The 14,089-nt window shown below is 39.1% G+C and carries 13 protein-coding genes; 3 read left to right on the top strand and 10 right to left on the bottom strand.

Annotation, left to right across the window (positions count from 1 at the left end; genetic code table 11):
- Positions 1 to 206 precede the first annotated feature (206 nt).
- From G525_RS0104755 to G525_RS0104730, 7 genes are all read right to left on the bottom strand, one after another.
- Positions 207 to 2,456 (bottom strand): glycosyltransferase family 4 protein, encoded by a 2,250-nt coding sequence (locus G525_RS0104755; protein WP_027125132.1) that lies wholly within the window; start codon positions 2,454 to 2,456, stop codon positions 207 to 209.
- 104 nt (positions 2,457 to 2,560) lie between these two features.
- A complete protein-coding gene (locus G525_RS0104750) occupies positions 2,561 to 3,757 on the bottom strand; it encodes a glycoside hydrolase 100 family protein (RefSeq protein ID WP_027125131.1) in 1,197 nt (398 codons plus the stop codon).
- A gap of 7 nt (positions 3,758 to 3,764) precedes the next feature.
- On the bottom strand, positions 3,765 to 4,907 hold the full coding sequence (locus tag G525_RS0104745; protein WP_027125130.1) for a glycosyltransferase family 4 protein: 1,143 nt from the start codon (positions 4,905 to 4,907) through the stop codon (positions 3,765 to 3,767).
- Positions 4,907 to 5,239, bottom strand: coding sequence for a hypothetical protein (locus G525_RS22505; protein WP_211222914.1), 333 nt, complete (start codon positions 5,237 to 5,239; stop codon positions 4,907 to 4,909). The genes G525_RS0104745 and G525_RS22505 overlap by 1 nt, the downstream gene beginning before the upstream one ends.
- A complete protein-coding gene (locus G525_RS22500; RefSeq protein WP_211222913.1) occupies positions 5,182 to 5,562 on the bottom strand; it encodes a PIG-L family deacetylase in 381 nt (126 codons plus the stop codon). Before G525_RS22500 ends, G525_RS22505 begins: the two co-directional genes overlap by 58 nt.
- Before the next feature lie 24 nt (positions 5,563 to 5,586).
- Positions 5,587 to 5,925, bottom strand: coding sequence for a cupin domain-containing protein (locus G525_RS0104735; RefSeq protein ID WP_027125129.1), 339 nt, complete (start codon positions 5,923 to 5,925; stop codon positions 5,587 to 5,589).
- Positions 5,926 to 6,146: 221 nt separating this feature from the next.
- Positions 6,147 to 6,707, bottom strand: a complete 561-nt coding sequence (locus G525_RS0104730) for a helix-turn-helix domain-containing protein (protein ID WP_211222912.1) — start codon at positions 6,705 to 6,707, stop codon at positions 6,147 to 6,149.
- Positions 6,708 to 7,171: 464 nt separating this feature from the next.
- Here G525_RS0104730 and G525_RS0104720 point away from each other — a divergent pair, with 464 nt between their 5' ends.
- Genes G525_RS0104720 through G525_RS0104710 form a run of 3 tightly spaced genes read left to right on the top strand, consistent with a single transcriptional unit; the run spans position 7,172 to position 10,025 of the window.
- Positions 7,172 to 8,182: a type I phosphomannose isomerase catalytic subunit gene (locus G525_RS0104720; RefSeq protein ID WP_211222911.1), complete on the top strand. Its 1,011-nt coding sequence runs from the start codon at positions 7,172 to 7,174 to the stop codon at positions 8,180 to 8,182.
- Entirely contained in the window at positions 8,179 to 8,940 is a 762-nt protein-coding gene (locus G525_RS0104715) for an HAD-IIB family hydrolase (protein ID WP_027125125.1), read from the top strand. The genes G525_RS0104720 and G525_RS0104715 overlap by 4 nt, the downstream gene beginning before the upstream one ends.
- 2 nt (positions 8,941 to 8,942) lie before the next feature.
- A complete protein-coding gene (locus G525_RS0104710) occupies positions 8,943 to 10,025 on the top strand; it encodes a glycoside hydrolase family 130 protein (RefSeq protein ID WP_027125124.1) in 1,083 nt (360 codons plus the stop codon).
- A gap of 73 nt (positions 10,026 to 10,098) precedes the next feature.
- Here the strand turns inward: G525_RS0104710 and pgi are convergent, their stop codons facing one another.
- From pgi to zwf, 3 genes are all read right to left on the bottom strand, one after another.
- Positions 10,099 to 11,751: a glucose-6-phosphate isomerase gene (gene pgi, locus G525_RS0104705; protein WP_027125123.1), complete on the bottom strand. Its 1,653-nt coding sequence runs from the start codon at positions 11,749 to 11,751 to the stop codon at positions 10,099 to 10,101.
- Between the two features lie 82 nt (positions 11,752 to 11,833).
- Positions 11,834 to 12,556, bottom strand: a complete 723-nt coding sequence (pgl, locus tag G525_RS0104700) for a 6-phosphogluconolactonase (RefSeq protein WP_027125122.1) — start codon at positions 12,554 to 12,556, stop codon at positions 11,834 to 11,836.
- Between the two features lie 2 nt (positions 12,557 to 12,558).
- Positions 12,559 to 14,082: a glucose-6-phosphate dehydrogenase gene (zwf, locus tag G525_RS0104695; RefSeq protein ID WP_027125121.1), complete on the bottom strand. Its 1,524-nt coding sequence runs from the start codon at positions 14,080 to 14,082 to the stop codon at positions 12,559 to 12,561.
- Positions 14,083 to 14,089 lie beyond the last annotated feature (7 nt).

The following is a 14,089-nucleotide window of genomic DNA, read 5'->3' as shown; positions in this document are numbered from 1 at the left end:
TAAAATTGACTCAATATCTATCACGTTAAAGGTTAAAAATTTTTCAATCGTAATAAAGTTAGGCTAACTTCTATAAATTTTAGCCACCAGTCGTCATAATCAATGTACTCATGTCAAGTGGACAATTTTTATAGTTTTAAAGTACATGATTGAGACGGACGCTCAGTCTAAGTGGGTATTGAGTTATTACAGTTGTTTGTTGCCATCTACAAATCAGTAAAAACTTTTAATTCTTGCCCATGATAAGACTCCTCATAAGCCTGAAGCACCGTAAGGTGAGAGATAAGGTAGGCCAGTGAACTTTCTGCACCCTGATTTCGGTTGACACCGTAATCTTCAAACCCATCGCAACAACCCTTCGTTTCAAAATCATAAAGGCTCATGCGCAAATCATTTTCACCTAAAAACCACATGAAAGACGTAAACAATTTCTCCAAATATCCTCGTTCCGCTGTTATAACAAAAGCCTGATGATACATGAGCACCATAGCCATGGCATCGATAGGCTGTTGTGCATAAATGGAGCGTTCTTTGTCTTTTACATACCACTGTCGGTTCCCGATTACTGAAAGATACCCATCTTTAAGTGTGTGGGACGTTAAAAACTGCATCGCCTTAAAAGCAATCTTCTTTACTTTTTTGTTTTCTAGAGTCTGTGAAGCATGGAGCAAGGCAAGGGGCAAAATGCCGTTGTCATAGGCCAAGAGTGACTCGAACCAATTCCAATTTTCTGATTGATTTTGTTCGAAATGAGCAACAAGGATGTCCGTCAGTCGCAGTAAAATCATTTTCATCTCAGCATCTGACGTATTTGTTTTAAGATAGTAACAGATGCCAATAATGGTGTTGGCGATACCTCGGATAGATTTGAGCTTTTCAAAATTAGGGGAAGCATTAAAGAAAATCAAACGTGCACTTTGATAATAGGCGTCATTTGGTGCATGGCCCATTAGGTAGCCCAATACCCAGATAGTCCTCTCAAAGGAATCCTCAGAACCGACTTGATCCAAAAAATTCCGATTGAAACTCAGAAAATTCCGAAAAGTGCCATCCGTATTTTGCAAATAATGGATGTAACTCATATATACCGGCATTAACTCTAAAGCCAGCATGCTTTTTTTCTGTTTGTAAGCCATGCAAACCATCAGAAGTGCCCTGGCATTGTCATCAAGACAATAGCCTTCCTTTAGATTTGGAATCCCAAACTTGGCGTGCTGGATGATGCCGGTATCGTCCGTAAGTCTTTTAATATGCGCCAATGAAAATGGGGGCAACAATAAAAGATCGATGTCCGTTTCTTTTTTTTGTCTCGGTTTAGACAACTCCAACATCAGGTATTTGGATAGATCGTAATAGCTCTTTCCAATTTTTGGCCAGATAATATCCTGACCATATTGTATGGCTTTCTGTTGAATGGTTTTCATTAAATTGGGCTTCTCTAACAACTCGTTTAAGACCGTTGCCAATCCAGCCTCATCTTTAAAATCAAAAAGACAGCCTTTATTTTCTGTAAGTAATTCTGCCGCATGCCAATAAGGAGTGGAGACTACCACACAACCAGACCCCATGGCGTACGTGAGTGTCCCGCTGGTAATTTGGGCTTCATTGATATAAGGGGTAATATAAATATCGCAGGCCGCCAAGTATTTAAAAAGTTCTTTTTCTTCAACAAATTCGTTGAGCAAAACAACATGCTCACCAAGTTTTAAGTTCTTGATGAGCATCTGGAGGTAGCTCCTATATTCTTCACCCGCACTTCTAAGTACATTGGGATGTGTTTTTCCCAATACCATATAAAACACCTCGGGATGCTTTTCAATAATTTGTGGCAAGGCTTTTATTACGGTCTCAATACCTTTGTTGCGCCCAACAAATCCAAAGGTCAAAAGCAATTTCTTGTCATCCAATTTCAGTTCATTTCTCGACTGTTTTTTATCAAAATGAAAGTCTGGAACACCATGTTCAATCCTTGTAATTTTTTCTGTAGGGACCTCATAAATATCTTTAAGAAATTCAATTGCCTTATGGCTCATGACGACCAATTTATCTGACATTTTACAGATCTGTTGTAAAATGGCTTTTTCTGTATAAGAAGGATTTTCAAGAATGGTATGTAACGTTGAGATCAGCGGAATATGTAACCGATGTAAAAGTGGTAAAATGTAGACGCCGCTCTGACCACCATAAATACCAAATTCGTGTTCAAGAATACACACGTCGGCCCCGCTTCGGTTAATAAAATCGGCAGCGGCTAGATAATCGGTTTGCTGTTCTTGGTGTATAACTAGTTTTACCTCTGGAGGAAATGCATAGGTTTCATGATTATCAGTCATTGCTATTATGATGATTTCATTTTCGCCATCACCTATGTTTTTCATAGCATGAGCGAGACTGTGTGTAAATGTGCCTATTCCGCACTGTCGTGGTGGATATGTAGCTACAAAAGCAATTTTCATTTTTGTAAGGGTTTTATACTATTGTTTTCTATTATTCTCTTGTGTGCACTAATCCTAATTAAACAATAAGCAGGCGAATGAGGAATTCAATATATTGACCTGTTTTACATTGGATTTGTTTGTCGATTTGAATTTAATTGTATTGTATCAAAAAAAGGTATACTTCGTTCTTGCACACAGGCAGCCGCATATAGATAATTTGATGCACTCCAGGTTTGCCAATCCTGGCCCATTGGCTCACCGGTTTGGGCTTTGTACCATTCGTTAAAACCGAATTGCAGCGATTTATTTCTACCTTTCTTGATGAGCTGGGTCAATGCTAAAAGTTTCTTTTCGGCCAGATCAAATTCTTTCGCAGCAACCAACGCAGCAATATAAAACCCACTGATAAACGGCCATATCCCGCCATTATGATAATCCCCAGGTCTATTAAAATCGCTATATCTTGGTAGCCAGTCGGGATCTTCGGGTAGGATAAAAGGAAAAAAATTAGGAGTCAGATCCAATATTAAATTTTTCGTGCGATTCATAGCTTGGCACTCATTTTCTATCCATTTCACCATGGCTTGGGCTTTTTCCGTCGAAGCTAAACCGGATAAAATGGCGAGACTGTTTCCCAATAAATCAAACCGATTACTGCTATATACTTTATAAGACCATAAGGCAAAATACGGTTGGTCATAAATGGCAAGTCCTTCATGTGGGCATTTATGCGATGTATCTGAAGCATAGGTCAATTGCCCGATGGCATCTCCAAGATATTTGGCCAGTCCTTCCTTTTTCAAAAACCTAAGACCACAGTAGGTGAGTGTGTTTACATAAAGACCGTACCCAAGCACCCATTGTTCATCGCGCCAATCGCTGGTAGGTTGTTGCGCTATCAAATAATGATTGGTGGGGCACTGGTAGGCCATCCAGACAACGGCGTTTTCCACAGCGGCTTCCAAAAAATGAGGATCATCAAGTAGGGTTCTGAAAATACCAACCGCCATCAAAAAAAGAGGTGTGGTATCACTTGAACCTAAATTATGCTTATCGTGAACAAGCGATGGAATTTGCCCATGTTCCGACTGATTGCTTGCTAAGGTCAGAAGTACATTTTTTACACTCTGCAAAAGTTGCTTATTTCCTGTAGTTGCAATCCCTAAGACGGATATCAGAAGATCTCTGGTATAGGGTTCCGGATACCCCCATCCCGCCGTGCGTGGTAAATCGGCGACAGTGCCATGGGCGTTGTGCAAAAGCACGTCAGTGGCGGCCTTTTTTGCAGAGGTGATTAATTTTTTATCTTCTGGATTCATTTAAAATCTATTTAATTCCTAATCGCTCTTGCAATATTTGGAGAAATTTTTTGGAGACCACTTTGTAATCAAAATATTCTACCGCGCGGGCACGTCCAGCGGCTCCCATTTTTATGCGGAGTTTTTCATCTTCCATCAGTTTAAGCAAATCCTTGGCGATATCTTGTGTATTGGCGCGGTAATCTACTGTCCTGGGACTATCGAAGTGAATTTTTCTATTGTTTTCAAAACCCGATTCTTCACCTAATATAACTTCGTTTACGGTTATTTTTTGAGCAACATTCGCCAAAAGGGCGGTTTTGTTATGGATAAGAGTGTCCAACATGCCCATAGCATTGATACCAATAACAGGTTTGCCACATGCACCAGCCTCAACTTGTGGCATTCCGAAGCCTTCAAGGCGTGAAGGCGCAGCATAAATATCGCACGCCCCAATAAGATAGGGCATAAAATTTCGGGATACTGTATTGGTGGCGTAGGTTATATTTTTTTCGAGTCCAAGAGATTCGGCCATTTTCAGATCGATCATATTTTGGACGAGAGTTCGGGGTTGGGGCCATACTTTGCAAATGTATCTCCAATCGGGGGCTTTAGTATCTATAATGGCCAAGGCCTGCATGACTTCTTGGGCGCCTTTAGATGAGGCATCACCACCCACGGTCAAAATCATAACTTGATCTGGAGAAATGCCTAAAGATTCACGAACTGCAGCAATTTTTGGATTGTTCTTCTCCAAAGGCGTAAAAGCATCCGTGTCTATTCCTACGGGAAGAACTTCAATATTATCCGGATGGATGCCATCACGCACATACATTTCTTTCACCCAATTGGAGGTAACCAAGATCAGTGGCAATTCGTTTAAAACTTCTTGATAATTGGCGATATACCCATCTGCGACCAGCCAAGGAACGGCCAGAATTCCATAACGTTGCGGATGGAGTATCAGATGTGGCGTATGGCCCCAATAGCCCACCCCAACCACCACATCGGGCTCAAACCATCGGTAATACCATTCTTTCTCTTGAGCCGATTCAAAATGAACTGCATGTGCATCAACCCCCAGCTCCAACAAACCTCTGTAGAGCATGTCTCCCTGCGTCGCAAGACCGCCAGGGGAAGGAGGATAATCATAAAGAACAAGCACTTTCATTAGTCATGTTTTATAATGTTTTCTTTAGATCGTTTTAGATTGAACCATTTTAAGGCCATTTCCGCATCTTTAAATTGCCAAAAGGCCTCTTTTTCGGGAGTGGATTTGGCCTCAAACCCCGATTTTTCGAAACCATAGATTTCTGTGATAATCCGGTATTTTTCAAGCCATATACTTAACGGTAATTTTTCACAAAAATCAGCCTTCTCTATGGCACGCGGATGGTACGCCTTATTTCCATCTTCATATGCAAAAAGCCAAAGTGAATTGGTGGTTATTTTTTTTTTGTGCCATAAGGTGATAACGCCTTTACCAACTTCCTCATGGCGCAAATGTTTTGTGTATTCCCCAAAAGGGCTATGTGTGTAATAAGGTCATACTTTTTTTCTGGCAGCAAATCTAAAATCGTCTCTTCTACTTGTTTTGATTTTAACGGAACTTGTTCTGGACCATCATCCAAATCGCCCATCACACCCTCTGCATTATAATTTGCAAGCATTCTTCTAAATTTTGGAGCCCGATCCGAATCATTTTTTCGGCATAAACTCACCACGAACCAAAGGTCTTTTGGGTGTTTTAAAATCTCACCGCCACACCACAGCGTTTCGTCATCTGGATGGGCAACTATTACCGCCTTATTTTTATTGAGTTCCATACGTTTCGATTTTTTTGGATGAGGTTATTCATAACCACTTTTGATAATGGTTGATATCATTTTGAAACGTTCATTGGCTTTAATGGTGTTTTTAGAATGAGCAGGAATGATAATGGACTCGCCCGAGATAAGATTTAAAGAATTGTCATCGATTTGGACCTCAGCCTTTCCTTCTATAATTTGAATAAAGTGATCAAAACGCGACAAGTTTTCAGAAAGCTGCTCTCCGCTGTCAATATAAACAATGCTCACATTTCCGGTTGGTTTATTGAGAATGGTTTTCATGGATATCCCCTTAGGTATATAGTGATCCATTTCCATAAGGATAAAAATTTTTGATTTCTCAATTTCAGGAGTTTCCATCTTTGGTAGATTAATTAATGAGAGTATTGACACGTTGTTTCACGGAGATGAGCCAGCATTTTAAAATTCGTAAATTATTAAAGACATTGTATTATACCGGATAGATGAAGAATTGCAAAATTCCCACATTGGCATAAAGATAGCCATGGAATGCCGTGTAAAATTTAAAATAAGACTTTTTATATTTGGAAGATTATCAATAAAAAATAGGACTTTGAGCATCAAAGATCCTCTAAATTCTTAAGCTTTTTGTTCTTAAGCGACTTAAAATAGGAGGGTGCAAGACCGGTGAGTTTTTTAAATTGATTGGACAAATGTGCAACACTGCTGTAATGCAATTGGTAAGGTATTTCGGTTAAGTTTAAGTCTTCATAAAGCAATAATTCTTTGACGCGTTCAATTTTATGATTGATAATATACTGTTGAATGGTAATTCCCTTAACTTCAGAAAAGGTATTAGCCAAATACGTATAATCATATCCTAGTTTTTCACTGATATAATCGGAATAGTTCACCTTGGGCATGTCTTTTGAATAATGAATCATTTCGATAATCACCGCCTTGATTTTTTCAATCAGAATATTTCGTCTATCATCAAGGAGTTCAAGCCCATATCTTTTTAGATTTTTTCCGAGCTCAATTTTTAAGGGATCCGTTATGGTTTCTTTAATCTCAATGGTTCCTAGATCTACTTTTATACAGTGTAATCCTATTTTTTCAAGTTCTTGTTGAACAACCATTTTGCAACGTAAACTCACCATGTATTTAACGTATAAGAACATGAATATCTGTATTTTAAATGATTGTTTTGGTGTTGTTCAAAGAGTTGTCACCAATTGAATTGAAAGTTTGGCTTTACTCAAAATAATTCATACTTATTAAATTCCCAGATTTTACTGTACTAAAATTACAAAATTTATCAAAAACATAATGGCTTTATCAAGTTAAGTGTTGATGCTCACCAATTTCGCTTATGGAAAGTCATACACATATTTCGATAAGATGTGCTGAATCTGTGAAATATGTAATGATTCCTAACATTTATGTAGTATAAAAGTGAGTATTCAGTTGCATCTTTGAATTTGTCTCGATTCTTTTCGCAATCCAAAAAATTTGACCAGCCCAACCTAGCGATTGGAGTCTTAAAATAAGAATTGTAGCATGAGTCAACAAAGCATCAATCGTTGTAAAACCCAATTTATTTGGAATTCGGAATAATACGTTATAATAATCTTTAAAATGAAATATGATGATGACTGATTTTCTATACCCTTTAAAATTTAAACCCATTTATCAATACCGATTATGGGGAGGAAGACGATTGGAACATTTACTGTCAAAACCGCTCCCGAAAAAGGAGCCTATAGGGGAAGCTTGGCTATTGAGTGATCGAAAGGATTACGCGAGCAAAGTTATTGATGGAGCATTAAAAGGAAAAACAATTACAGAATTGATGCAGAACTATGCGAGCGAAATCATGGGAAAAAATGGGTATCATGGCGATCGTTTTCCGCTCTTGCTGAAATTTTTGGATTGTCATGAAGTTTTATCAGTGCAAGTGCACCCTTCTGATCACCAAACTGATTATATCCCACAAGGTGATACTGGGAAAACTGAAGCCTGGGTTGTACTGGAAACTGCAGATGACAGTATTGTGTATTCAGGATTGAAAAAAGGAACCACCAAAGATGATTTGATGGAAGTTATTAACAATAACTCGGTTTCAGAGAAGCTTCATAGGTTCATCCCTAAAGTTGATGATGCTATTTTTATTCATTCAGGAACCGTTCATACGTTAGGCGGTGCCGTGGTTTTTGAAGTACAGGAAAATAGCGATGTGACGTTCCGACTTTATGATTGGGACCGGAAAGATCCCAAAACAAGAAAACCAAGAGAACTTCAGGTTGAAAAAGCGTTGGCTTGTATTGATTATAATCAGGTCGACATTGGTCCGGTAAAACCTGAGGAAAGTACTGAAGTTAAAAACGCAGAACTGCTTTTTGATAATGAACATTTCAAATTTTGGCGCATTGAAAGTGACACGCCCGTTAAGGTTGGCTTTAAAAGTGAACCGGTCATTTTGGTTTGTATCGTTGGTAACGCAACAATGAATTACGGTAAAAAAGAGTATTCAATTTCAAAAGGAGAAGTCATGCTGTTGCCTGCTACGGTTGGAGAACTTGAACTTCGTCCAAGTTCAGAAATCAAGATGTTTCAAATCGCAGTTCCAAAAAAGAAACTTAGTAAAAAGTCATGAAAAAGTTAATTATTTTTGATTTAGACGGGACTTTGGCCAAAAGTAAATTGCCTATTGATAAAGAAATGTCTGTGCTTTTTAAAAGTTTACTCCGTGTGGTTCACGTCGCAATTATTTCTGGTGGCGACTGGCCACAATTTGAGAAACAGGTCTTGGAACATCTTCCAAAAGAAACTTTGTTGAAGAAATTGTCGATTTTACCCACTTGTGGTACCAAATTTTACCAATATCAAGATGAATGGGAAAAGTTATATGCAGAAAATTTCACCAATCAGGAAAAAGCGAAAATATGGGATAGTTTGCATAAAGCTCTTGAGGCTTCTGATTTAGACATAAAACAAACTTGGGGAGAACAGATCGAAGATCGTGGCAGTCAAATTACTTTTTCAGCTCTTGGACAACAGGCACCTCTTGAAGAGAAGAAAGTTTGGGATCCTGATTTTATAAAACGTAGAAAAGTGGTTGCTTGCCTTAAAACATCTTTGCAAGAATTTTCAATTGGCATGGGCGGAACAACGTCGATAGATATTGTAAAGCCAGGAATTGATAAGGCTTATGGGATACATAAACTCGAGAAAATCTTGGGTTTTGGAATTCCTGAAATGCTATTTATTGGTGATGCGCTATTTGAAGGCGGCAACGATTATCCAGCACGTAAGACCGGGGTGGACTTTATCCAAGTGAGGGATGCTGAAGAAACTAAAAGCATCATTCAGACTATAATAATGCTAACAACTGCAACCAAAAAAAGCAATTAGTGATGGTGCCCTTAGAACTACACAGAATTTGTACGCTTATGGAACCCGAAGCTGGAAATGAATTGGAAGTAGAGGGTGTGCTTAATCCCGCCGTAGCCCGTGGTCACGATGGCGACCTTTATATTTTTCCGCGTTTGGTTTCCAAGAATAACTATTCGAGAATTGGCATTGCCAGAGTGAAATTTAATGATGTTGGTGATCCGGTAGGTGTAGACCGCTTGGGTGTGGCATTGGAACCCAAAATGGACTATGAAAAACGTCCGAACGGTGGTGGAGGTTGCGAAGACCCAAGGATAAGCTATATTGATTGTGTTTCACATTATATCATGACATACACAGCTTATGGACCAAAAGGACCACGGATTGCCATGGCCAGATCTAAAGATCTTTTCACTTGGGAACGTTTGGGACTCGTTTGTTATACGCCTTATAAGGATGTTGATTTTAACGGGATTGATAATAAGGATGCAAGCTTTTTTCCAATTGATCTCCCGAGTCCGCATCACCATATGTCTTTGGCCATGTTAAATCGGCCGTTGTTTCCAGGAACGCGACCGGAAGAAATTGTGAGAAATGATGATATTCACAAAAGTGATCTACCTAGAGAAAGTATCTGGATCTCCTATTTTAATCTAAAAAAAGGAAGAGATACCTCATTGGAAAATGCTAGATTCACCTCGCATCATTGTTTGGCGCATCCAGAATATCCATGGGAAAATTTAAAAATAGGCGGTGGCGCACCACCTGTTTTGACTAAACATGGTTGGTTATTGGTGTACCATGGCGTGCAAAAACATGAAGATTGCACTAAAGATCAACCTGCTTTTTATTATTCTGCGGGCGCCATGATTCTCTCTAAAAAGAATCCTTTAAAAGTAATTTATAGATCTCAAGAACCGATTTTGGTTCCCGATTTGCCTAATGAACGTATCGGCACCGTCGGAAATGTGGTATTTCCAACGGGTACAGACCGTAGAGATGACATTGGTCAACCCAATCGCATTGATGTGTACTATGGTATGGCAGATAATAGGATAGGCGTTGCTAAAATGTTGATTCCAGAGGAATTGCCTGATAAAAAGTAAATCATTTGATTGCAAATTCTATCCAATTCTATTTAACGTAAACGGCAAATAACACCCTTGAAAATGATTTTACCTATTTTCGCCATTGCTGATAAGCATTGATCAACCCATTAGTGGATCCATCATGTGATTCGACTGATTTATCTTTACTCAGTTCTGGTAAGACTTTTTTAGCTAATTGCTTGCCGAGTTCCACACCCCATTGATCAAAGCTGAAAATATTCCAAATGACACCTTGCACAAATATCTTATGTTCGTAAAGTGCAATGAGTGCTCCTAATGAAAACGGTGTGATTTCTTTGATCAAGAAGGAATTGGTAGGTTTATTTCCCTTGAAGACTTTAAATGGAACTAATTGCTTTTTCTGTGCCTTATCCATTGAATCTTCTTTTAACTCCGCTGCAACTTGATCGGTAGTTTTTCCGTTCATAAGTGCTTCCGTCTGAGCGAAAAAATTAGAAACCAAAATGGGATGATGCTTTCCAATTGGGTTATGGCTAATGGCAGGCGCAATAAAATCACAAGGAATTATATGCGTGCCTTGATGGATCAATTGGTAAAAAGCATGCTGCCCGTTGGTTCCTGGTTCTCCCCAAACCACTGGTCCGGTGCTATAGGTAACATTATTTCCGTTACGATCAGTATGCTTGCCATTGCTTTCCATATTGCCCTGTTGAAAATACGCAGGAAATCGGTGCATGTATTGGTCATATGGTAAAATAGCTTCGGTTTCAGAGCCAAAGAAATTAGTATACCATATTCCAATAAGTGCCATGATCACCGGAATGTTTTCCTTAAAATCAGTGGATCTAAAATGGATATCTGTAGATTCGGCCCCTTTGAGCAATTCTTCAAAATTGTCGTAGCCTATAGTGAGTGCAATTGAAAGCCCAATACTGCTCCATAGACTGTATCGTCCGCCTACCCAATCCCAAAACACGAACATGTTTTCTGGAGCAATTCCAAAATCTTTGACACCTTCTTCGTTTGTTGACAATGCGACGAAATGTTTGGCTACCAATTTTTCATCCTTGGCAGATTTCAAAAACCAATCCCGCGCGGTGTGCGCATTGGTCATGGTTTCTTGGGTCGTAAATGTTTTAGATGCAATGGTGAAGAGCGTTTCCTCGGGGTTTAGGTCTTTTAACGTTTCTACAATTTGAGTGCCATCTACATTGGAAACGAAATGGGCTTTGATGCCTTCAATCCAATAGGGTTTTAATGCTTCGGTAACCATAACCGGACCTAAATCACTTCCGCCAATGCCGATGTTGACAATGTTCTTGATTTTTTTGCCGCTATAACCTTTCCACGCACCACTGTGGATGTTCTTGCAAAACGCTTTCATTTTTTGACGGGTCTCTCTAATTTCTGGCATAATGTCTTCGCCATCAATCGTCATCGGTTGGTCTGAAAAGCTTCTTAACGCAGTGTGCATGACTGCCCGATCTTCAGTTTGGTTGATCTTTTCGCCGGCAAACATGGATTCCCGTGCTTCTTTCAGCTTGCAATCCACTGCCAATTGGAACAGCTCGTCAAGAGTTTTAGCGGTGACAATATTTTTGGAAAAGTCGAAGAGAATGTCTCCAAATTTAATGGACATTTCTTCAAACCGTTTAGGATCATTCTTGAAAAGGGTTTTCATTTGGACCTCACTCATTTCTTTTTGATGAGCAATTAGTGCTTTCCAAGCAGCGGTTTCTGTGGGATTTATTTTTGGGAACATATTTTGATGTCTTAATTAATTACTAATTCGTTTTATTGCTAAGACCTAACAGGTTTCCAAAACCTGTTAGGTCTTAAAAATTTCACAACCTTGAAGCCGCCGCCGTATCCAAATACCAAACGACCTTATGGTCATCTGAATTGATCAAGCGCGCTGGATATTGCTGAACCGAACCTGCTTTGTCTTCCAAAATTTGAAACACAGCCTCCGATTTATCCTTACCAAATACCAAAAAAGCAATATTCTTGGCCTGATTGATGAGTGGGGCAGTCATAGTAATTCGATACATATCCACTTCTTTCACAAATACGGATTTGATGGTCGCTTCGGTTGCCTCCAATACCTCCGTATGTGGAAATAGAGATGCGGTGTGCGCATTATCGCCAATTCCCAAAAGTAGAAAATCGAATGCGACGGGCTTTTGTTGAAAATGATTGGCAATGGATTCCGCATACTTTTGAGCAGACTGTTCAGGAGAGCCCGAAGTGTCAACTTTAAAAATATTGGATTTTGGAATTTTCAATGTGTCAAATAATGCTTTTTTCGCCATGAGTGAGTTTCTTTGAGGGTCTCCTTTTGGAACAAAGCGTTCATCACCAAAGAAAAAATAGGTATTCTCCCAATCGATTTGCTTTTTATAAGGATCAGAAGCTAATAATTTATAAAGTTTTCGTGGTGAACTTCCCCCTGATAACACAAAGTTGAACTGTCCACGAGCGGAAATTGAGGCGATAGCAGCATCACAAACGGATTGTGCCAAAGCCTTTATCAATTCATCAGCGTTTTCATATACTTTTACATTCATAATTAGTTATTTTTATTTTTTTCTGGAAGGTTAAACCAATGGTAGCCGTCTTTTGCAATAAGAGCTTCGGCATTTTCGGGACCCCAGGAATCGGCTGCATAATTTGGAAAACTTGAATCATTATTGTTTTCCCAATAATTAAGGATAGGCATTATCAGTTCCCAGGCGGCTTCCACTTGGTCCGCGCGCATAAATAGCGTTTGATCTCCAGTAATGGCATCCAGGAGAAGGGTTTCATAAGCTTCTGGCGAATCTGATTTTTTATTATCAAAATAATCAAAAGCAATATCCACTGTGTTCAAAGTCATTTCAAGACCTGGTTTCTTGCTCTGAAATTGAAAACGAATGGACATATCAGGTTGAATACTGATGACCAAGCGATTCTTTTTGGGTACTCCCGATGCCTCAGAAGTAAAAATATTGTGTGGGATTTCCTTAAATTGGATGGTTATAATGGATGACTTTTTAAAGAGTCGCTTTCCTGTTCTCAGATAAAATGGAACGCCTTGCCAGCGCCAGTTATCTACATAGAGTTTCAATGCAGCATAGGTGTCCGTATTAGATTCTGGATCGACATTTTTCTCATCTCTGTAGCCTAAAACTTCCTTTCCTTTTATCCATCCTGAGCTGTATTGACCTCGGGCTGAAATAGATTCTATTTTTCCAAGTTCAATTTTCCGCATGGCTTTAAGTACATCAACTTTTCGATCGCGTACTTCATCAGCGTCAAAATTGATTGGGGGTTCCATGGCAATAATACAGAGTAATTGCATCAGGTGATTTTGAATCATATCACGCAACACGCCGGCATTGTCAAAATATTTGCCACGACTGCCTACACCAAGTTGTTCTGTAACTGAAATTTGAACGTGCTCCACATGATTTCGGTTCCAAAGAGGCTCCATTATGGAGTTTGCAAAACGAAAAGCCATGATGTTTTGAACAACTTCCTTGCCCAAATAATGATCAATGCGGTAAATTTGGGTCTCATCAAAAATACTGAGGAGTCTTTTATTAAGTCCTTTTGCCGATTCGAGATCATTTCCAAAAGGTTTTTCTATAATAATACGGGTCGTTTCAGGATCGTTTTCGAGTTTGCTTTTGGCGATGTTTTCGGCAATAGTACAGAAAAAATGAGGTGCCACCGCACAATAATAAATTATCGAGGGGGTTTGTTCCCATTCTTTTTTATATTTTTCAATCACGGTCCCAAAGCCTTTAAAGGTAGAATGATCGGTAAGATCTGCAGATAAAAAACTAATATGGGCAGAGAATTTATCCCAGTCTTCTTTTTTAGCTTTACCGTTACGCGAAAATTGATTTACGGCCGATAAGAGTTCCTCTTTATATTTGTCATCGCTCATTTTGCTTGAAGAACTGCCCACAATAGCAAAATCATCGGGCAACCAGCCGTCAAGAAAAAGATTGTAAAGTGCGGGCATTATTTTGCGTTTGGTCAGATCTCCCGTACCACCAAAAATGATGAAAATTGTAGATTTTGCTTTTTTGTTTAAGGTCTTTGCCATGTTTGTT

Origin of the sequence: Gelidibacter mesophilus DSM 14095, from assembly GCF_000423005.1 — a bacterium.
GTDB classification, from domain to species: Bacteria; Bacteroidota; Bacteroidia; order Flavobacteriales; family Flavobacteriaceae; genus Gelidibacter; species Gelidibacter mesophilus.
Note: the sequence above shows the minus strand (reverse complement) of the source record. Positions and strands in the feature narration are given on the sequence as shown.

Bases quoted from the DNA above. Each gene is read 5' to 3' on its own strand.
- G525_RS22500 (WP_211222913.1), bottom strand. From the start codon at position 5,562: ATGGAACTCAATAAAAATAAGGCGGTAATAGTTGCCCATCCAGATGAC.
- G525_RS0104755 (WP_027125132.1), bottom strand. From the start codon at position 2,456: ATGAAAATTGCTTTTGTAGCTACATATCCACCACGACAGTGCGGAATA.
- G525_RS0104720 (WP_211222911.1), top strand. From the start codon at position 7,172: ATGATGATGACTGATTTTCTATACCCTTTAAAATTTAAACCCATTTAT.
- G525_RS0104710 (WP_027125124.1), top strand. From the start codon at position 8,943: ATGGTGCCCTTAGAACTACACAGAATTTGTACGCTTATGGAACCCGAA.
- zwf (WP_027125121.1), bottom strand. From the start codon at position 14,082: ATGGCAAAGACCTTAAACAAAAAAGCAAAATCTACAATTTTCATCATT.
- pgl (WP_027125122.1), bottom strand. From the start codon at position 12,556: ATGAATGTAAAAGTATATGAAAACGCTGATGAATTGATAAAGGCTTTG.
- G525_RS0104715 (WP_027125125.1), top strand. From the start codon at position 8,179: ATGAAAAAGTTAATTATTTTTGATTTAGACGGGACTTTGGCCAAAAGT.
- G525_RS0104745 (WP_027125130.1), bottom strand. From the start codon at position 4,907: ATGAAAGTGCTTGTTCTTTATGATTATCCTCCTTCCCCTGGCGGTCTT.
- G525_RS0104730 (WP_211222912.1), bottom strand. From the start codon at position 6,707: ATGTTCTTATACGTTAAATACATGGTGAGTTTACGTTGCAAAATGGTT.
- G525_RS0104735 (WP_027125129.1), bottom strand. From the start codon at position 5,925: ATGGAAACTCCTGAAATTGAGAAATCAAAAATTTTTATCCTTATGGAA.
- pgi (WP_027125123.1), bottom strand. From the start codon at position 11,751: ATGTTCCCAAAAATAAATCCCACAGAAACCGCTGCTTGGAAAGCACTA.
- G525_RS0104750 (WP_027125131.1), bottom strand. From the start codon at position 3,757: ATGAATCCAGAAGATAAAAAATTAATCACCTCTGCAAAAAAGGCCGCC.